At 63.9% G+C, this 18,726-nt stretch carries 23 protein-coding genes; 17 read left to right on the plus strand and 6 right to left on the minus strand.

Going from position 1 to position 18,726, the window contains the following annotated elements; translation table 11 throughout:
* The first annotated feature begins 39 nt into the window (after positions 1–39).
* From dctP to AO684_RS11755, 3 genes are read left to right on the plus strand one after another with little or no spacing between them, the layout of a single operon-like run.
* A complete protein-coding gene (gene dctP, locus AO684_RS11745; RefSeq protein WP_054302932.1) occupies positions 40–1,041 on the plus strand; it encodes a TRAP transporter substrate-binding protein DctP in 1,002 nt (333 codons plus the stop codon).
* Positions 1,041–1,535 (plus strand): TRAP transporter small permease, encoded by a 495-nt coding sequence (locus AO684_RS11750; RefSeq protein WP_054302933.1) that lies wholly within the window; start codon positions 1,041–1,043, stop codon positions 1,533–1,535. The genes dctP and AO684_RS11750 overlap by 1 nt, the downstream gene beginning before the upstream one ends.
* Before the next feature lie 2 nt (positions 1,536–1,537).
* The gene (locus AO684_RS11755; RefSeq protein WP_054302934.1) at positions 1,538–2,821 is read left to right on the plus strand and encodes a TRAP transporter large permease; all 1,284 of its coding nucleotides are present in this window, start codon (positions 1,538–1,540) and stop codon (positions 2,819–2,821) included.
* 259 nt (positions 2,822–3,080) lie between these two features.
* Here the strand turns inward: AO684_RS11755 and AO684_RS11760 are convergent, their stop codons facing one another.
* Positions 3,081–3,977 (minus strand): LysR family transcriptional regulator, encoded by an 897-nt coding sequence (locus AO684_RS11760; RefSeq protein WP_054302935.1) that lies wholly within the window; start codon positions 3,975–3,977, stop codon positions 3,081–3,083.
* Positions 3,978–4,103: 126 nt separating this feature from the next.
* On the opposite strand from AO684_RS11760, the gene AO684_RS11765 reads away from it, so the two are divergent.
* From AO684_RS11765 to AO684_RS11780, 4 genes are read left to right on the plus strand one after another with little or no spacing between them, the layout of a single operon-like run.
* A complete protein-coding gene (locus tag AO684_RS11765) occupies positions 4,104–4,679 on the plus strand; it encodes an NADPH-dependent F420 reductase (RefSeq protein ID WP_054302936.1) in 576 nt (191 codons plus the stop codon).
* 12 nt (positions 4,680–4,691) lie between these two features.
* A complete protein-coding gene (locus tag AO684_RS11770) occupies positions 4,692–5,108 on the plus strand; it encodes a DoxX family protein (RefSeq protein WP_054302937.1) in 417 nt (138 codons plus the stop codon).
* 60 nt (positions 5,109–5,168) lie between these two features.
* On the plus strand, positions 5,169–5,999 hold the full coding sequence (ygiD, locus tag AO684_RS11775) for a 4,5-DOPA dioxygenase extradiol (protein WP_054302938.1): 831 nt from the start codon (positions 5,169–5,171) through the stop codon (positions 5,997–5,999).
* 11 nt (positions 6,000–6,010) lie between these two features.
* Positions 6,011–6,979, plus strand: a complete 969-nt coding sequence (locus tag AO684_RS11780; protein ID WP_054302939.1) for a glutathione S-transferase family protein — start codon at positions 6,011–6,013, stop codon at positions 6,977–6,979.
* Positions 6,980–7,052: 73 nt separating this feature from the next.
* Here the strand turns inward: AO684_RS11780 and AO684_RS11785 are convergent, their stop codons facing one another.
* From AO684_RS11785 to AO684_RS11795, 3 genes are read right to left on the minus strand one after another with little or no spacing between them, the layout of a single operon-like run.
* Positions 7,053–7,793 carry an SDR family oxidoreductase gene (locus AO684_RS11785; protein WP_054302940.1) on the minus strand — a complete coding sequence of 247 codons (741 nt, stop codon included), beginning with the start codon at positions 7,791–7,793 and terminating at the stop codon, positions 7,053–7,055.
* Positions 7,794–7,819: 26 nt separating this feature from the next.
* Positions 7,820–8,284, minus strand: a complete 465-nt coding sequence (locus AO684_RS11790; protein WP_235451275.1) for a cyclophilin-like fold protein — start codon at positions 8,282–8,284, stop codon at positions 7,820–7,822.
* Positions 8,265–8,660, minus strand: coding sequence for a cupin domain-containing protein (locus AO684_RS11795; protein ID WP_054302941.1), 396 nt, complete (start codon positions 8,658–8,660; stop codon positions 8,265–8,267). Before AO684_RS11795 ends, AO684_RS11790 begins: the two co-directional genes overlap by 20 nt.
* 110 nt (positions 8,661–8,770) lie before the next feature.
* Between AO684_RS11795 and AO684_RS11800 the strand changes: the two genes are divergently transcribed.
* Positions 8,771–9,658: a LysR family transcriptional regulator gene (locus AO684_RS11800; RefSeq protein ID WP_054302942.1), complete on the plus strand. Its 888-nt coding sequence runs from the start codon at positions 8,771–8,773 to the stop codon at positions 9,656–9,658.
* Between the two features lie 97 nt (positions 9,659–9,755).
* On the opposite strand, the gene AO684_RS21835 is transcribed toward AO684_RS11800, so the two are convergent.
* Complete coding sequence (locus tag AO684_RS21835; RefSeq protein ID WP_054302943.1) at positions 9,756–9,953, minus strand: hypothetical protein; 198 nt, start codon at positions 9,951–9,953, stop codon at positions 9,756–9,758.
* Between the two features lie 32 nt (positions 9,954–9,985).
* Between AO684_RS21835 and AO684_RS11810 the strand changes: the two genes are divergently transcribed.
* Complete coding sequence (locus AO684_RS11810; protein ID WP_054302944.1) at positions 9,986–10,390, plus strand: AraC family transcriptional regulator; 405 nt, start codon at positions 9,986–9,988, stop codon at positions 10,388–10,390.
* Positions 10,391–10,394: 4 nt separating this feature from the next.
* On the opposite strand, the gene hpaR is transcribed toward AO684_RS11810, so the two are convergent.
* Positions 10,395–10,796 carry a homoprotocatechuate degradation operon regulator HpaR gene (gene hpaR, locus AO684_RS11815; protein ID WP_229825840.1) on the minus strand — a complete coding sequence of 134 codons (402 nt, stop codon included), beginning with the start codon at positions 10,794–10,796 and terminating at the stop codon, positions 10,395–10,397.
* A 159-nt stretch (positions 10,797–10,955) separates the two neighbouring features.
* Here hpaR and AO684_RS11820 point away from each other — a divergent pair, with 159 nt between their 5' ends.
* Genes AO684_RS11820 through hpaD (AO684_RS11855) form a run of 8 tightly spaced genes read left to right on the plus strand, consistent with a single transcriptional unit; the run spans position 10,956 to position 18,701 of the window.
* On the plus strand, positions 10,956–11,345 hold the full coding sequence (locus AO684_RS11820) for a 5-carboxymethyl-2-hydroxymuconate Delta-isomerase (protein WP_054302946.1): 390 nt from the start codon (positions 10,956–10,958) through the stop codon (positions 11,343–11,345).
* 9 nt (positions 11,346–11,354) lie between these two features.
* A complete protein-coding gene (gene hpaE / locus AO684_RS11825; RefSeq protein WP_054302947.1) occupies positions 11,355–12,866 on the plus strand; it encodes a 5-carboxymethyl-2-hydroxymuconate semialdehyde dehydrogenase in 1,512 nt (503 codons plus the stop codon).
* 55 nt (positions 12,867–12,921) lie between these two features.
* Positions 12,922–13,902, plus strand: a complete 981-nt coding sequence (gene hpaD, locus AO684_RS11830) for a 3,4-dihydroxyphenylacetate 2,3-dioxygenase (RefSeq protein WP_054302948.1) — start codon at positions 12,922–12,924, stop codon at positions 13,900–13,902.
* 7 nt (positions 13,903–13,909) lie between these two features.
* Positions 13,910–15,358: an NAD-dependent succinate-semialdehyde dehydrogenase gene (locus tag AO684_RS11835; RefSeq protein WP_054302949.1), complete on the plus strand. Its 1,449-nt coding sequence runs from the start codon at positions 13,910–13,912 to the stop codon at positions 15,356–15,358.
* Between the two features lie 9 nt (positions 15,359–15,367).
* A complete protein-coding gene (locus AO684_RS11840) occupies positions 15,368–16,249 on the plus strand; it encodes a fumarylacetoacetate hydrolase family protein (protein WP_054302950.1) in 882 nt (293 codons plus the stop codon).
* Positions 16,243–17,043, plus strand: a complete 801-nt coding sequence (gene hpaH / locus AO684_RS11845) for a 2-oxo-hept-4-ene-1,7-dioate hydratase (RefSeq protein ID WP_152968405.1) — start codon at positions 16,243–16,245, stop codon at positions 17,041–17,043. Before AO684_RS11840 ends, hpaH begins: the two co-directional genes overlap by 7 nt.
* Positions 17,044–17,052: 9 nt before the next feature.
* On the plus strand, positions 17,053–17,811 hold the full coding sequence (locus tag AO684_RS11850; RefSeq protein WP_054302951.1) for an aldolase/citrate lyase family protein: 759 nt from the start codon (positions 17,053–17,055) through the stop codon (positions 17,809–17,811).
* Between the two features lie 35 nt (positions 17,812–17,846).
* Positions 17,847–18,701 (plus strand): 3,4-dihydroxyphenylacetate 2,3-dioxygenase, encoded by an 855-nt coding sequence (gene hpaD / locus AO684_RS11855; protein WP_054302952.1) that lies wholly within the window; start codon positions 17,847–17,849, stop codon positions 18,699–18,701.
* The last annotated feature ends 25 nt before the right edge of the window (positions 18,702–18,726 follow it).

Genomic DNA, 18,726 nt, shown 5'->3' on the forward strand with positions numbered 1-18,726 from the left:
CAATCGCAGGCCACACATGACGCAACATGGAGGATTGTCATGCCGATCACCGCACTCAAGACCCTCGCCCTTGCCGCAGGCGTCAGCCTGATTGCCCTGACCGCATCCGCGCAAAGCATGACGATCAAGCTGGCGACGGATTCGGGCGCCAAAGGCTCGCCCACCGGCGATGCGATGGAAAAATGGGCCTCGCTGATCGAAGAGGGCACCAAGGGCGACATCAAGGTCAACATCTTTTACCAGAACGAACTGGGCGGCCAGCAGGAGATCTTTGACCTGTTCGTCGCCAATGATGTGCAGCTGATGATCAACTGGCCCTCCACCTCTTACGACGAACGGATCGGGCTGCTGTACACGCCCTACATGCTGAAAAGCTGGGATGATGCCTTCAATGCCTACGGGCAGGGCGGCTGGCTGAACGGCATTCTGGACGAGGTCTATTCCGACATCGGGCTGAAATTCTTCGGCGCCTGGCCCGAGGGCTTCAACGGCGTGGCAACCAAAGGCAAATACGCCAAATCGCTGGAAGAAGCCGCCTCGCTGAAGGTGCGGGTGCCGACGATGTTCCCGATGGCGGAATCCTTGCAGGCGATGGGGTATCAGACGGCCTCGATCGACTGGTCAGAAACCTTCACCTCGATCCAGACCGGGGTTGTCGACGGGGATGCGGCCAACGTGATCTATTGGGATTACGAATATTTCCGCGACACGATCAACTACTACAACCGCACCCGCCAGCAGTTCATCACCGGCGTCATTTCCGCCAATGGCGAATTCTGGGCCGGTCTAAGCGACGAGCAGAAGAAGGTCGTGGCCGATGCCGCGCAGGTCGTGATGCAGGACGGCTTCGATTCCGCCCGGACCATCGACGCAGGCTATGTCGATAAGGCGAAAGAGGCGGGCATCGAATATATCGAACCCTCGGACTCGGATCTTGCCCCGATTGCCCGCAAGGTGCGTGACGAGGTCTGGCCGCAGATGGACAAGCGCATCGGGCAGGAGATCATGGACAAGGTCCGTGCCAACGCTGCCGAGTTCTGATGCGCATGGCCGGGTTTGGCAAACTGGCTGCGGGCGTGCTTGACACGCTCGCAGCTATCGCCATGGCGGTGGTGGTTTCGCTGATGGTCTTTCTGATCGTCGCCCGTTTCGCCAACATTTCCGTTGTCGGAATATTCGAGATCATCGGGCTTTTCGCGATGGCCAGCTACATGCTTGGCGCGGCAACCGCGTCACGCAGGCACCAGCATCTTGTGGTGGACTGGCTGAACGAAAAGCTGGTCGATCCGCGTCAACGCGCCTTGCAACAGCTTGTTGTGGCGCTTTGCACCGTGTGTGCCACAGCGCTGTTCAGCTACTGGACCTATCGCATGCTTGCCTGGGGCATGCAGCGGCCGCAGTTCACGCCCTCGTTCGGCATCCCGATGTGGGTGCCACAGATGTCGCTCGTCGTCGGCTCGGTCGGCTGTCTGATCTACGCGCTACGCGACGTGATCCACAGCCTGAAGGCCCTTCGCCGCGCAAAAGGAGTTTGACGATGACCGGCCTGCTTGCCGTGCCGTTGCTTGTGGTCCTGCTGGCCGTCGGCGTGCCGGTCGCCTTCAGCTTTGCGCTGGTGACAGGCTTTCTGGCATGGATCTATGACGCCAATCTGAACACGCTGATGTTGCAGGGCTACAGGTCGCTCGACTCGGTCGTGCTGCTGGCACTGCCACTGTTCATCTTCACCGGCTATCTGATGGACCGGGGCGGCATCGCCCGCCGGATCATCGAATTTGTGGGTCGCATCGCCACAGGCCGGTCCGGCATGGGCAGTGTGATCGTGCTGTCCTCGGCGATCTTCGGCGCTATTGCCGGAACGGCCTCTGCGGCGGTGGCCTCGATGGGCACCATCATGTCCAGACCGATGGAAGAGCGTGGCTATCCCCGCGGCTATACGGCTGCGCTTCTGGGGGTCTCGTCGCTGCTGGGCATCCTCATCCCGCCCTCGATCACCATGATCCTGTTTGCCGTGGTCACCCGGCAATCGGTTGCCGCCTGCTTTGCCGCCTCGATCCTGCCCGCGATCCTGCTGATTGCCGGGCTGCTGGTTTTCAACCGCGTCACCGTTGCCCGGAACCCTGATATTCTTCCGCCCCCGCGCGACAACGCCCAAAGCTTTGGGCAGGTGGCGCTGTCGGCGCTGCCCGCCTTGTCGCTTCCGGTGATCATCCTCGGGGGGATCTACGGCGGGTTCGTCACCCCGACCGAAGCTGCCGCTGTCGCCGCTGTCGCATCCATCCTGATCGGGGTTTTCATCTATCGCGAGCTGAAGCTGCGCAACCTGGCAGAGGCGCTGGTCCGCACGGCAGAGACGACCGGCTCCATCATCCTGATCCTGCTATTTTCCTTCCTGATCTCGCGGATCATGGCATCCGAACGCATCCCGCAAGACCTGTCGGACGCGGTTCAGGGCATCGCAACTTCGCCCATCGGCGCCATCCTTCTGGTCAATCTGGTACTGGTGGTCGCAGGCGCATTGATGGATGACGTGTCCTGCACCGTCGTGGTCGCGCCGCTGTTCCTGCCGCTGATGGAAGCATCGGGGGTCAGCCCGGTGCAATTCGCCTCCATCGTGGCCTGTTCGGTGGTCATCGGCGCCAACAGCCCGCCGATGGCGCCGATCCTCTACATGTCCTGCCGGGTCTGCCGGGCGTCGGTGCTGGATGCGGTGCGGCCTGCCTTGCTGATCCTGCTGTTCGTGGCCTTGCCGGTGATGCTGGTCACAAGCTTCTGGCCCGACCTTTCGCTGGCCCTGCCACGCTGGCTTGGCTTGTTGTGACCCTGGCGCCGCCGCCTGCCATCTGGCGAGCGGCGGCACCGGGTTGATTTTATGAATACATAACCCTGATTATCCGATTCAAGAACCGTTCACGGGCACATTCTATTTTTGGTTGCGACAAACGAGTAACGTCAGAGCGTTACATGGAGATTTCCATGCCCTGCTCATACGTCGAGCCGACCATCGAAGAGCACCGGAAAGATGACCCGACCACATCAGTCAGGTGGGCCTTGGCTGAACACTCGGCATGAAGGGCAGCTCAAAGGATTCCGGCGGTACGGATGTCGTCATGGGCAAAGTCGATCAGCGCCCGCACCTTGCGCGGCAGGGCGCGCCCCTCAAGATAGACCGCGTTCAGTGTCGTGGCGGTGCCCTCAAAGCCCGTCATCACCGGGATCAGCACGCCATTATGCAGCGCCTCGGCGATGGCAAAGCGCGGCACATAGGCCAGGCCCAGCCCGGCAGCGGCCAGTGCCCCGGCGGCGCGGCCGGAATTGACCTGAAACCGTCCCTCGACATGCACGACATGTTCGGCCCCGCCTCGCAGAAAGACCCAACGGCGCGGCGACTGGCGATTGCTGTCGAGGATGCAGACGTGCCGCGCCAGCGCCTCGGGGCTTTCGGGGGCGCCCGCGGTGGCGACATGGGCGGGGCTGGCCACCAGCACCGACCGCACCACCCCCAGCTTGCGCACCCGCAGCGACTGCATCTGCGTCGCGCCGATGCGGAAGGCCAGATCGACGCCGGTCGCCGCGAGATCGGTATAGCCGTCATCCAGCCGCAGATCGAACGTCAGCCCCGGATGCAGCGCCGCGAACCGCCCCAGCATCGGCCCGACATAGACCTCGCCAAATGTCACGGGCGCCGCGATCCGGATGGTGCCGGTCAACCCGCGCGAACCCTCGGCGATGCTGGCCAGCAGGGTCTCCATCTCTTCCAGCAACGCGGGTGCACGAGCAAGCAGATCCTCGCCCGCTGGCGTCAGCCCGACCTTGCGGGTGGTGCGCTGGAACAGCCGCACGCCCAGCCGGGCCTCCAGCTCGGCCACATATTTCGAACTCAGCCGGTTCGACACGCCGATCTGACCAGCACCGGCGGTAAAGGAACCGGCCTGCGCCACGGCGACAAAGGCGCGGAGTTGGTCAAGTGTATCCATCGGTCAATTCAGAATATAATGGTTATAGTCAATCCATAACATCGCCATTTTGTTCGTTATTGCCAAGCCGTAAATATCTGTCATCGAAACACGGCGCCCGGACGAGGCGGCAGAAAGGAAAAGCAGATGAATATCGCGGTCATCGGGAATGGAAATATCGGCTCCGGGCTTGCCGGGGCGCTGGCGAAGGCCGGGCATGCGGCCGTGGCCCATGGCCGCGACGCTGATCTGAAGGTGGCCGGGGCCGGGGCGGATGTGGTGATCCTCGCCACGCCCTATGGCGCGGCGGCGGATGTGGCCAAGGCCGCCGATTTCAGCGGCAAGCTGGTCATCGACCTGTCGAACCCGGTCAATGCCGAATTCTCGGGCCTCGTCGTCGGGCATGACAGTTCCGCCGCCGAGGAAATCGCGCGGCTTCTGCCCGGCGCCACCGTGGTGAAGGCGTTCAACACCATCTTCGCGCAGCATTACGCCACGGGCCTTTCGATCAAGGACCAGCCACTTCAGACCTTCGTCGCCTCCGACGATGCGGCGGCGCGCGACCAGGTGAGCCAACTGGCCCGCGACATCGGTCTGGTGCCGGTCGATGCCGGTCCGCTGAAGAACGCCCGCTATCTGGAGCCGCTGGGCTTTCTGAACATCCAGTTCGGCTATGTGCTGGGCCTTGGCACCGCCATCGCGCCGCAATGGCAAATCGGCTGAGGAGACAGGAAAATGAACCGCAACGTTGATATCGCCGCTACGCTGCTGCGGGTTTCCAGCGGAGTTCTGTTTCTGGCGCATGGGTTGCTGAAGGTGAATGTGTTCACCATCGCCGGGACCGTGGGCTATTTCGAAAGCCTCGGCCTGCCGGGCGGGCTAGCCTATCTGACCATCCTGGCCGAACTGGCGGGTGGTGCGGCGCTGATCCTCGGCGTGGCGACCCGGCTGGTGGCGCTGGCGCTGATCCCGGTGCTTCTGGGCGCGGTCTGGGTGCATTCGGGCAATGGCTGGCTGTTTTCCGGTGAAGGCGGCGGCTGGGAATTCCCGCTGTTCTGGGCGATGGTTCAGGGGGTGATCGCCCTGCTGGGCCGGGGCGCCCTGGCGCTGCGCCTGCCCTTCCTTGACCGGCTGCTCGGCCAGTTTGCCTGACCATCGGCGGGCGCCCGCGCGGCGCCCTCCCCTTCCCTTCCGGCGACAGGAGATGCGACGATGAACACGACCCCGACCCTTGCCTCGCTGCGCGACGGGCTGGCCCCCAGTGACCGGATGCCGCTGGTCTTTCTGGGCCATGGCAGCCCGATGAACGCCATCGAGGATACGAAATACAGCCGCGCCTGGACCGAACTGGGCCGCGACCTGCCGCGCCCCCGCGCGATCCTTGTCGTTTCGGCGCATTGGATGACGCGGGGCACGACGCTGGTCGATGTCTCGGCCATGCCGAAGACCATCCATGATTTCTACGGCTTCCCCGAGGCGCTGTTTCAGCAACGCTATCCCGCCCCGGGCGACCCGACACTGGCGCGCGAGGTGGTCAGCCTGCTGGCCAGCCATCACGCCGAGGAGGACGACACCTGGGGCCTGGATCACGGCGCCTGGACGGTGCTGAAATTCCTCTATCCCGATGCCGATGTGCCGGTGTTCCAGATCTCCATCGACATGTCGAAGGGGCTGGACTACCAGCTGGAAATCGGGCGCGAGCTGGCGCAGCTGCGCGATCGCGGCGTGCTGATCCTGGGGTCGGGCAATGTGGTGCATAACCTGCGCGCGGCGCAATGGGGGCCGAACAGCCGGCCGCTCGATTTCGCGCAGGAATTCGACAGCCTGTTCGCCGACCGCCTGACCGACCGCGATTTCGCGACGCTTGCCAATCGCGGCAAGCTGGGGGCGCTGCTGCAAATGGCGCATCCCTCGGTCGATCACTACCTGCCCGCGCTGACCATTGCCGGTGCCTCGGATAGCGGCGACGACCTGACCTATATGACCGATGCGATCGACCTCGGCTCGATCTCGATGCGGTCCTTCGTCTTTCACGCCCGGTAAGGAGCGCGCACATGCTTGTAGACGGAAAATGGGTGGAAAACTGGCAGCCGGTGCAGAAGGCCGATGAAAAGGGCCGGTTCGTGCGGCAGGTGTCCAGCTTCCGCAACTGGATCACCCCGGATGGCCGCCCCGGCCCGACCGGGACGGGCGGCTTTGCGGCCCAGGCGGGGCGCTACCGGCTCTATGTCGCGCTGATCTGTCCCTGGGCCTCGCGCACACTGATCGCGCGCAAGCTCAAGGGGCTGGATGCGATGATCCCGGTGACGGTGGTCAACCCGGTGATGACCGATCAGGGCTGGCGCTTCGGCGGCTATCCGGGGGCCGAGGACGACCCGCTGTTCGGGGCCGAATTCATGTACCAGATCTATACCCGCGCCGACCCGCATTTCACCGGCCGCGCCACGGTGCCGGTGCTGTGGGATATGAAACAGGGCGTCATGGTCAGCAACGAAAGCGCCGACATCCTGCGCATGTTCGACACCGCCTTTGACCATCTGGTGCCCTCGGATCTGCGGCTTTACCCCGCCGATCTGGCCGGGGAAATCGAGGCGCTGAACCCGGTGATCTATGACCGGCTGAACAATGGTGTCTACAAGGCCGGTTTCGCCAGCACGCAGGCGGCCTATGACGAGGCGGTGGCGGGCGTGTTCGAAACGCTCGACCTGCTGGAGACGCGGCTGACCGGCGACTACCTGCTCGGCGGCCGCCTGACCGAAACCGACATCCGCACCTTCGTCACCCTGATCCGCTTTGACGCGGCCTATCACGGGCTGTTCAAGACCAACCTTCGCCAGATCGCGGATTACCCGCGCCTCTCGGCCTATATGGCGCGGATCCTGAACCTGCCGGGGGTGCGCGAGACGGTGAACATGGATCACATCACGCGTGGTTACTATTCGATCAAGGCGCTCAACCCGCTGGGCATCCGCCCGGTCGGCCCGCGCCATGTGCAGGCGCTGCTTGATAACGGGCGGGCATGAACTGGGGCGCAAATATGCCGTCGCCAGCTGAATCAGGGTATCCGGCGGGAGGCAATCCCTCCGCCGCAAGCTCTTACCAGGCCTGCACCGTCGGGCCGACGGTCAGCTCGCTGACATTGGTGTCGGCGGGTTGTTCAATGGCAAAGGCCACGACATTGGCGATCCGGTCGGGCGTGATGCCGACCTGTTCATAAAGTGCTGCCATGCCCGCCGCGGTGCCACTGTCACTGATGGTGCCCAGCAATTCGGTGTTGATTGCGGCCGGAAAGATGGTGGCGGTGCGGATATTGGTGCCCTCCATCGCGGATTCCATGCGCAGGATTTCCATGAAATCGCGGACAAAGAACTTGGTCCCGCCATAGACCGCCGCCGCCGGATAGGCCTTGAGCCCCGCCACCGAGGACGTCGCAATCACATGGCCGGATTTCTGCGCGATGAATACGGGCAACACCGCCGCCACGCCGTTCAGCACGCCCTTGATGTTGATATCCACCATGTCATGCCAATCGTCGGTTCTCAGTGCCGAAAGCGGCGAACTGGGCATGATCCCGGCATTGAGGAAGATCACGTCTACCCGGCCATAGGTATCTTTGGCCAGGTTGACGATGGCGTCATTGTCGGCCTGTTTGGTGACATCCAGCACCTGCCAGACCGCCTCTCCGCCCGCTGCGGTGATTTCGGCGGCCAGCGCCTTCAGTCGGTCCTCGCGGCGCGCGCCCAGAACCACTTTCGCCCCCTTCGCGGCCAGCAGCCGCGCGGTCGCCTCGCCGATCCCGGAGGAGGCGCCGGTGATGATGATGACCTTGTCTTTCATGGTGATGTCCTTTGCGGTGAAAAGGCTCAGCCGATCCGTGTCAGGCCAAGCGGATAGGTGCCGCGCAGCAGAAGCGGCGCGATGCCGCCCTCAATCCGGCCCAGCCGGATCAGCCCGCGGGAATAGCGGTAGGGCGCGTGGAAGAACACGAGGTTGCCCCAGGGCGCATAGGTGCAGACATCGCCTGCCGCCTCATCACCAAACGGGCCTGCACCCTCCTCGGTCAGCTTGCGCGGCAGATAGGCGATCTTCTCGTTATGGGCGTAGTCCTCGATCCGCAGATCGAGCGGCAGCAACGCGAACAGGTCACGCGCTGCCGGGCTGTCGTTCAGCCGGACGGTGAATGCCTGACCGGCAAACCGGCATGTCATGCGCATGGGGGTCTCTCTGGCCATGGCCGGCGCGGTGAAGGCATAGGATGCGGCCCAGGTCAGGCCGATCAGGAACCCGCGCCGCGACAGGGTTGCGGGATCAGCCGAGGTAATCGGCATCGCTGACCTGTTCCAGCCAGGTGACCGCGACGCCATCCACGGCCTCCTGAATGGCGATATGCGTCATCGCCACCTCCGGCGCCGCGCCGTGCCAGTGCTTTTCGCCCGCGGGAAACCAGACCACATCGCCGGGCCGGATTTCCTCGATCAGGCCGCCTTCGCGCTGCACGCGGCCGCGTCCTGCGGTCACGATCAACGTTTGCCCCGCCGGATGGGTGTGCCAGGCGGTGCGGGCGCCGGGTTCAAAGGTGACCGCCGCGCCCGCGCCGCGTGCGGGGGCTTCGGTCTGGAACAGCGGGTCGATGCGCACGCTGCCGGTAAACCAGTCGCCCGGCCCCTTGACCGAAGCTGTGCTGCCCGCCCTCGTGATCTTCATGCTGGCCTCCGCCTTTCAGGTTGCCTGGGCCTTATATGGCGTGACACGATCTATTGATTAGATGCAAAATATCGCTTGAACTCATCGAACCAGACCATGAATGAACCCCGATGGCACAGACCGATTTCAATGACCTGATGTGGTTTCTCGCCGTGGCGGAAGAAGGCAATTTCACCCGCGCCGCCGCACGGCTTGGCGTCGTGCAATCGACGCTGAGCCACCGGATCAAGAAGCTGGAAACCCGCATGGGAATCCGGCTTCTGGCGCGCACGACCCGTTCCGTTTCCACCACCGAGGCGGGCGAAAGGTTACGCCGGTCCTTGGCCCCCAGGGTGCGCGAGATCGAGAGCGAGATCGCCGCGCTGATGGTATTGCGCACCAGACCCGCGGGTCTGGTGCGTCTCACGCTGTCGCATCACGCGCTGACCCGTCTGATCTGGCCCAAGCTGCGGCCGGTGCTGCGCGACTACCCTGAGATCCGGCTTGACCTGAGTGTGGATGGCGGGTTCCGGGATATTGTCGAGGATGGGTTCGATGCCGGAATCCGGCTTGGGGAGAGCGTCGAACATGACATGATCGCGCTGCGCGTCGGCCCCGACTGGCGGCTGGTCGCGGTGGCCGCGCCGGTCTATCTTGCCGCGCGGGGGCGTCCCGGCCATCCGCAAGAGTTGCTGAAACATGATTGCATCAACCGGCGGCTGGCGATGGCGAATGCGCTTTATGCCTGGGAGTTCGAGAAGGACGGTAAGGAATTGCGCGTGCGTGTCGACGGGCGGCTGACGCTGAATGACGAGGCGACGATGGTAGCCGCCGCGCTTGATGGCGTCGGCATCGCTTATATGCCCGAGGATATGGTGGCAGGGCATCTTGCCGACGGCGCGCTGGAACTGCTGCTGGACGACTGGTCACCCCGGTTTTCCGGTTATCACATCTACTATCCCAGCCGGCACCAGAACCTGCCCGCCTTCAAGGTGGTGGTGCAGGCCCTGCGTCAATAGCGGTCGGGGCTGGAAATAGGCTCGTGCCTCCGGCTCGCTCCTGAGCGTCGGGGTGGGGCCGTTGTAGCGCACCTCGCCCCGCCGCATCACCACGGCGTCATCGGCCAGCGACCTCGGTGAGCAGCTCCACCAGTATGACACCCGCACCGCGCGAGACCAGTTCACCGATGGCCGCGACCAGCCGCTTGACGATCAGCGGTGCAAGACCCAGCGACATTTCGTCGATCACCAGATAGCGGAGCCAGCACATCAGCGCCTGACCGATGGCAAGCATCTGCTGCTGCCCGCCCGACATGGTGCCGGCCAGCTGAAGAAGCGATCTATGGCGTGCTGCGCGCGGTGCTTTACGAACGCCATGACGGCCCTTCCCGGTCAAGGATCGAGGCCGAGGTGTCGCGCGCGCAAATCCCTGAACGCGGCATCGCCTCCATCGACCGCTGCCTGACCGACAGCGATTTGCCCACACAGACCGACGCCGAGGCGGTCGGGGTGTCGGTGCGGCAATTGCAGCGCGCCTTTGCGTTGGCGGGCACGACGCCCACCGATTACCTGCTGAAGAAACGCTTTGAAAAAGCCTGCCAGATGCTGAGCGGCCGCGAAAAGGATGCTGAGCCGATGCTGGTCTCGTCCATCGCCTATGTCTGCGGCTTCAACGACGTGTCCTATTTCAACCGACAGTTCCGGCGGTTCTTCGGCTGCGCGCCGGGGCAATTTGACACCCGGACGGGCTGACGGATCAGGCGCGTTCCAGCGCGGTCATCAGCGCCTCGAGGTCATCCAGCAGGGCGTCGATGCGCGCGCGGCCAAGGCGCGCCTCGAGATCGGCATAGATCGCGGCGCTTTCCGGGGCGATCTGGCGGATGAAGGCGTGCCCCTCTGCTGTCAGGCGGATCAGCGCGCGCCGGCCGTCCTGAGGATCCTTGCGGGTCGCGATGAAGGCGCGGGTCTCCAGCGTCCTGAGGATGCGCGACAGCGAGGGCGCGAGGATGCTGGCCGCATCGGCCAGATCCGAGGCGTCGGTCTCCTCGGCCTCTTTCAGAACGCGCAGCACCCGCCATTGCTGTTCGGTCACCCCATGGGCCAGCAGCAGCGGGCGGAACCGCTCCATGACCGCCTCACGGGCACGGAGCAGTGCCATGGGCAAGGTCCGGCGGGTCTTCGAAAGCTCGAACCCATCCTTGACGGGGGAATGCGGCATGGCGGTCGGGATCCTCTGAACTGCCCCTAAGATGCTTCGCAGGTTAAGCATTGACAAGATGCATTTTGATTAACATGTTAATCTAATGGAGGACGAATCTTGCCACATCTGAGCATCGAATATTCGCCGGGGCTGGAGGTGCGGGCCGATGTGTCGGGCCTGTGTCGCGCGCTGCATGCGGCCATGGCGGCGGCGGGCATCTTCCCGCTGGCAGGTATCCGGGTGCGGGCCTATCGCGCGGATCATTGCATCGTCGCCGACGGCCTGCCGCAGAACGACTTTTTCGCCATGACGCTCAGCGTCGGGGCCGGGCGGACGAAGGCAGAGCTGAAGGCGGCCGGTGACGGTATCTTCAGGGCGGCGCAGGCCGCATTGGCAGGCCCGCTTTCCACACCGCATTTCGCCCTTTCGCTGGAAATCCGCGTCATCGACCCGGAGCTGAGCTGGAAGGACACGCCGATCCACGCCCGTCTCGCGGGCAAGCAATGAGGGCCGCAGATGAGCGTTCTTGAAACCAATATCGCCCGCGCCACAGAATACATGGCGAAGTTCCGTCAGCTTGGTGTGATGAACCACATCAATGGCGAGTCCGTGCCCGCGCACTCAGGGCAGACATTCGAGAGCATATCGCCGGTGGATCTGTCGGTGCTGGCGCAGGTCGCCAAAGGAGACGAGGCGGATATCGACGCCGCCGTCGCCGCGGCCAAGGCCGCCTTCCCCGCCTGGTCGAAGATGCCGGGGGCGGAACGCCGCAAGATCCTGATCAGGGTGGCTGAGGCGATTGAGGCCCGGGCCGAGGAAATTGCCTTTACCGAATGTATGGATACCGGCCAGGCCCTGCGCTTCATGTCCAAGGCCGCGATCCGGGGCGCTGCGAATTTCCGCTTCTTCGCCGATCAGGCGCCGACAGCCGAAGACGGCAAGACCCTGCGCACGCCGACCCAGATGAACGTGACCTCGCGCCGCCCCATCGGCCCGGTGGGGGTGATCACGCCGTGGAACACGCCGTTCATGCTGTCCACCTGGAAGATCGCTCCTGCGCTGGCCTCGGGCTGCACGGTGGTCCACAAACCAGCCGAGTTCAGCCCGATGACGGCCAAACTGCTGGTGGAAATCGCTGAAAGCGCGGGTCTGCCGAAGGGCGTGCTGAACGTGGTCAACGGCTTTGGCGAGGATGCCGGCCGCCGCCTGACCGAGCATCCCGATATCAGGGCCATCGCCTTTGTTGGCGAAAGCCGCACCGGCAGCCTGATCATGGCGCAGGGTGCAAAGACGCTGAAGCGCGTGCATTTCGAACTCGGCGGCAAGAACCCTGTGATCGTGTTCGAAGATGCCGATCTGGATCGCGCCGTCGATGCCGCGACCTTCATGATCTATTCGCTGAACGGCGAGCGCTGCACCTCGTCTTCGCGGTTGTTGGTGCAGGCGTCGATTTACGACAGCTTCACCGCCCGCGTGGCCGAGGTAGCGAAACGCATCAGGGTGGGCCATCCGCTTGACCCTGAAACCGTGGTCGGGCCACTGATCCACCCCGAGCACGAGGCAAAGGTGCTGTCCTATTTCGATAAGGCGCGTGCAGAGGGCGCGACCATAGTGGCGGGCGGCGCCAAGGTGGGTGACAAGGGCTGCTATGTCGCGCCGACATTGTTCACCAATGCGACCAATGACATGGCCGTGGCGCAGGAAGAAATCTTCGGCCCGGTGCTGACCGCGATCCCGTTCAGGGACGACGAGGACGCACTGCGCCTTGCCAATGACGTGCAATACGGCCTGGCGGCTTATCTTTGGACCAACGACCTCAATCGCGCGATGTGGATGACCGACAATCTCGAAGCCGGGATGATGTGGGTGAATTCGGAAAACATCCGCCACCTTCCGACGCCCTTCGGCGGGGTGAAGGCCAGCGGCATCGGCCGTGACGGCGGCGACTGGTCGTTCGATTTCTACATGGAAACGGTGAACGTCTCGTTCCCGCGCGCCTTGCACAAGATCCCGAAGCTGGGCGGCTGACGCCGTTCAGCGGGCGGCCGGAAATGCCGCCCCATCACCTTCAAGGGAGAGAGACATGCCCATTCCGGCCCCGAACCTTTATCCGCCCTTCAACATCATCCGCCTGAGCCATGTCGATTTCGGCGTGACGGACCTGACCGCCAGCAAAGCATTCTATGTCGATACGCTGGGCCTTCAGATCACCGATGAGGATGCGAACACGGTCTACCTGCGCGCGATGGAGGAACGCGGGCATCACTGCATGGTGCTGCACAAATCACCCGAGGCGCATGTGAAGGCCCTGTCCTTCAAGGTCTATGACGAGGCGGAGCTTGATAAGGCCCATGCCTGGTTCGCGGCGCAAGGCCATGCCGTCTCCTGGGTCGAACGCCGCTATCAGGGCCGCACGCTGGCCACGACCGATTGTTTCGGCATGCCGGTCGAGTTCTATTTCCAGATGAAGCGGCTGGAGCCGATCCATCAGAAGTATGCGCTTTACAAGGGTGTGAAGCCGCTGCGGATCGACCATTTCAACTGCTTCTCGCCCGATGTGGACAAGGCGGTCGGTTTCTACAACCAGATCGGTTTCCGCGTCACGGAATATACCGAGGACGAGGACAGCAAGCGCCTCTGGGCCGCCTGGACGCATCGCAAGGGCGGCGTGCATGACCTCGCCTTTACCAATGGCACCGGCCCGCGCCTGCACCATACCGCCTTCTGGGTACCGACGCCGCTGAACATCATCGACCTGTGCGACCTGATGGCGACCACGGGCTATGTCTCGAATATCGAACGCGGTCCGGGGCGGCACGGCATCTCCAACGCCTTCTTCCTCTACATCCTCGACCCTGATGGCCATCGGATCGAGATTTATTGCTCCGACTACCAGACCGTTGACCCGGATCTGGAAGCGATCAAATGGGATCTGAAAGACCCGCAACGCCAGACATTGTGGGGCGCCCCCGCGCCGCGCTCCTGGTTCGAGCATGGCTCTCTGTTCGCAGGTGTCGAACCCGTTGCCTCCACCCTGGGCGCATCGCCCATCATCGCACCGTGAGGCCCGGATGCTGAAGGACGCAACGCTGCTCAGGCAGGCCGCGCTGGTCAGCGCAGAGTGGATCGAAGCGGGCGGGGATGGCATCGCCGTCACCAACCCGGCGACCGGCGCCCTGATCGGCCATGTGCCGGACCTGGGCGCCGCCGAAACCGAAGCCGCCATCGCGGCGGCCGAGGCGGCGCAGGGCGTTTGGGCCGCGCGCACCGCGAAAGAGCGCAGCGCGATCCTCCGTCGCTGGTATGACCTTATCGTCGCCAATGCCGACGATCTGGCCCGCATCCTGACCATGGAACAGGGCAAGCCGCTGGCCGAGGCGAAGGGCGAGATCCTCTATGGCGCGTCCTTCATCGAATGGTTCGCGGAAGAAGCCCGCCGCATCTATGGCGACGTGATCCCCGGCCATGCGCCCGACAAGCGCATCATCGTCATCAAACAGCCCATCGGCGTGGTGGCGGCGATCACGCCCTGGAACTTTCCCAATGCGATGATCACCCGCAAGGCTGGCCCGGCGCTGGCAGCGGGTTGTGCCATGGTGCTGAAACCTGCCTCGCAGACGCCGTTTTCAGCCCTCGCGCTGGCGGTTCTGGCCGAACGCGCCGGGCTGCCCGCAGGGCTGTTCTCGGTCATCACAGGCTCGGCCCGTGCCATTGGCGGCGTGATGACAGCCAGCGAGAAGGTGCGCAAGCTGACCTTCACCGGCTCCACCGAGGTCGGGATCGAGCTGATGCGCCAGTCGGCGCCAACGGTGAAGAAGCTTGCGCTGGAGCTGGGCGGCAATGCACCCTTCATCGTCTTCGGCGACGCCGATCTGGATGCGGCGGTGGAAGGCGCCATCGTCTCGAAATTCCGCAACAATGGCCAGACCTGTGTCTGCGCCAACCGGATTTATGTGCAGGCCGGGGTCTATGACGTCTTTGCCGAAAAGCTGGCGGCGCGGCTTGCCACGCTGAAGGTGGGCAACGGGCTGGACGAAGACACCGTCTTCGGCCCGCTGATCGACGTCCATGCCGTCGCCAAGGTCGAGGAACATATCGCGGATGCCACCGCGAAAGGTGCAAAAGTGGCGATGGGCGGCAAGCGCCATGCGCTTGGCGGCACTTTCTTCCAGCCAACGGTGCTGACCGGTGTCACGCAGGATATGGCCATCGCGCGCGAGGAAACCTTTGGTCCGGTAGCGCCGCTGTTCAGGTTCGACACCGATGCCGGGGGGGTGGCGATGGGGAACGACACCGAATTCGGCCTGGCGAGCTATTTCTACACCCGCGATTTGGCGCGGGCATGGAAGGTGGGCGAACAGCTTGAATATGGCATGGTCGGCATCAATACCGGCCTGATCTCGACCGCCGAGGCACCGTTCGGCGGCATCAAATCCTCGGGTCTGGGGCGTGAAGGCTCGCGCTACGGGATCGAGGAATTCACCGAAATCAAATACCTCTGCTTCGGCGGCATCGCGTAAGGAGGCACCATGAAATCCTTCCCCGCCCGTATCGCCGCCTTCCGCGCCCTTGGCGCAGACCGCTATGGCGTCGTCACCGACAAGGGTATCGTCGATCTGACGCCCGAATATGGCGCCCGGTTCAAGGGCCTGAAAGAGGTGATCGAGGCTGGTGCGCTGGAAGAGGTGATCGCCGCCGCAGATGGCCGCTCCGCCACCTTCAACGCGGCTGATGTCACGTTCCTGATCCCCGTCGCCAACCCGGAAAAGCTGATCTGCATCGGGGTGAATTTTCCCGACCGCAATGCCGAATACAAGGATGGCACCACCGACGCGAAATCCTATCCGTCGATGTTCATCCGCTTTCCGCGCAGCTTCACCGGCCATGACCAGCCGCTGATCCGCCCGCCGGAAAGCCCGCAGCTGGATTACGAGGGCGAGGTGGCCATCGTAATCGGCAAGGCGGGCCGCCGCATCGCGCGCGAGAATGCCTATGACCACATCGCCGCGCTGACCCTGTGCAATGAGGGCACCATCCGCGACTGGGGGCGCCACGCCAAGTTCAATGTGACGCAGGGCAAGAACTGGGATCGCTCGGGGTCCATCGGCCCGTGGCTGGTGCCGTTCCGGTCCGCCGATCAACTGGATGACATCGAACTGACCACGCGCGTCAATGGCGAGGTGCGCCAGCAAGATCGCACCAGCCGGATGATGTATGACTTCCGCTATATCGTGAACTACGTCTCGACCTTCTGCACGCTGGTGCCGGGCGATGTGATCATCTGCGGCACCCCCACCGGTGCGGGGGCGCGGTTCGATCCGCCGATCTGGCTGAAGCCCGGCGACGTGGTCGAGGTGGAGGCCGAGGGCATCGGCACCTTGCGCAACGGCGTCGAGGACGAGGCATGCTGAGCGCATCCGAAATCGAGCAGGCCGCCGCCGATCTGCTGGCGGCCGAGGCGACGGGCAGGCAATGCGGTCTTCTCAGCCTGCGCCATCCGGGCATTACGCTGGATGACGCCTATGCAATTCAGTCCGCCCAGATGGCGCAAAAGCTCGCACAGGGGCGGCGGATCATCGGCTGGAAGATCGGCCTGACCTCGAAGGTCATGCAAGAGGCGCTTGGCATCGACACGCCCGATAGCGGCGTGATCTATGACGACATGGATTTTGCCGATGGCGCGGTGGTGCCCGCCGGGCGTTTCATCCAGCCACGCATCGAGACCGAGATCGCCTTCGTGATGAAGGCACCGCTGGAGGGTGATGTGACGCGCGAGGATGTGCTGGCGGCGACCGACTATGTCGCCCCGGCCATCGAAATCCTCGATACCCGCATCCTGCGCACCGATCCGGTGACGAAACAGCCGCGCAAGATCTTTGATACCGTGTCGGACAATGCCGCCAATGGCGGCATCTTGCTGGGCCCGCAGCGTCACGCGCCGGGGGCGTTCGATCTGCGTTGGGTCGGGGCCATCGTCAGGAAAAACGACGAGGTGGTGGCAACCGGCCTTGGTGCCGCCGTGCTGGACGATCCGGTCATGGGCATCGTCTGGCTCGCCCGCCGCATGGGTCAGTACGGCCAACGGATCGAGGCGGGACAGGTGGTGCTGGCAGGGTCGTTCATCGGCCCCGTCGAATGTCCACCCGGCACACGCATCTTCGCCGATTACGGCCCGTTCGGCGCCGTCTCTGTATCCTTCAACTGAGGTGCCCCCATGCCCGCCCCCGTCAACCACTTCAAGGCCCGGCTGAAATCCGGGGAAACGCAGATCGGCCTCTGGGTCTCGATGGGCGACGCGTCTGTCGCTGAACTGGCCGCTCATTGCGGCTTCGACTGGCTGGTGATCGACGGCGAACACGGGCCGAACGGGCTGCGCGACATCCTCGCGCAACTGCGCGCCGTGGGGGATCGCAGCCACCCGGTCGTGCGGGTGCGCGATGACAACCGTGCCGAGATCAAGCAGATGCTGGACATCGGGGCGCAGACGTTGCTGGTGCCGATGATCGAAAGCGCCGCACAGGCGCGCGAGGCGGTACGGTCGATGTTCTACGCGCCGCAGGGCGTGCGGGGTGTCGGGGCGGCGCTGGCGCGGGCCTCGGGCTATGGGGCGGCGGGCGATTATCTGGCCACCGCCAACGATCAGGTCTGCCTGCTGTTGCAGGTGGAAAGTCGTGCGGGGCTCGGGGCACTGGACGAGATCCTGACGCTTGAGGGCGTCGATGGCATCTTCATCGGCCCTGCCGATCTGGCGGCCGACATGGGCCATCGCGGCAACCCCGGCGCGGCCGAGGTTCAAGCGGCCGTCACCGACGCGCTGACCCGTATCCGGGCTGCGGGCCGCGCCGCGGGCATCCTGACATCTGACCGGGCACTCGCCCGATCCTACGCCGCGATGGGGGTCGAGTTCCTCGCCGTTGGATCGGATGTCGGCACCTTGCGCGCCGGTCTCACCGCGCTGCGCAAGGAATTCTGAACTACGGGAAACGCGCAACTTCCCCGGAGGAACAGATGGGAAAACTCGTTCTGGCCGCCAAGGTCACACATGTGCCGACCATGCTGATGTCGGAGCAGGAAGGGCCGCTCAAGGGTTGCCGTCAGGCCGCCATTGACGGTCACCGCGAGATCGGGCGCCGCGCGCGGGAGGCCGGAGCGGATACGTTCGTGGTGCTGGACACGCATTGGCTGGTCAATGCGGCCTATCACATCAATGCCAATCACCGCTTCAAGGGCATCTTCACCAGCCATGAATTCCCGCAATTCATCAAGGACATGCCTTATGATTACGAGGGTAACGCGGCACTTGGCGACCTGATCGCCGAAACCGCCCGCGCAAACGAGATCTATACGCTCAGCCATCAGGTCGACAGTCTGGACCTGGAATATGGCACGCTGGTTCCGATGCGTTACATGAATGCCGATGCAGGCCTGAAGGTGGTGTCGGTCGCGGCCATGTGCACCGTCCACAGCTTTGAAAGCTCACGCAGACTGGGCCAGTCGATCCGTGAAGCGATTGAAGCCTCGGACAGCAATGTCGCGCTGATCGCCTCCGGCTCGCTCAGCCACCACATCTGGCCGAATGATGACTACGCCGCCAACAACGGCACCTTTACCATCTCTTCCAAGTTCAATGAGGTGGTGGACCGCCGCGTGCTGGAGATGTGGCAGGGCGGCGAGACAGAGCTGTTCCTGCAAATGCTGCCCGATTACGCGAAATACTGCGACGGCGAGGGTGACATGCACGATACCGTCATGCTGTTCGGCGCGCTTGGCTGGGACAAATACAAGGGCCGGGGCGAGGTCGTCACCGAATATTTCCCCTCCTCGGGCACGGGTCAGACAAACGTGGTCTTCTCGCTGGACTGAGCTACCGGGATTTTGCGGACAGGGG

This window comes from Gemmobacter sp. LW-1, assembly GCF_001303875.1.
In the GTDB taxonomy this organism is placed as follows: domain Bacteria; phylum Pseudomonadota; class Alphaproteobacteria; order Rhodobacterales; family Rhodobacteraceae; genus Gemmobacter; species Gemmobacter caeni.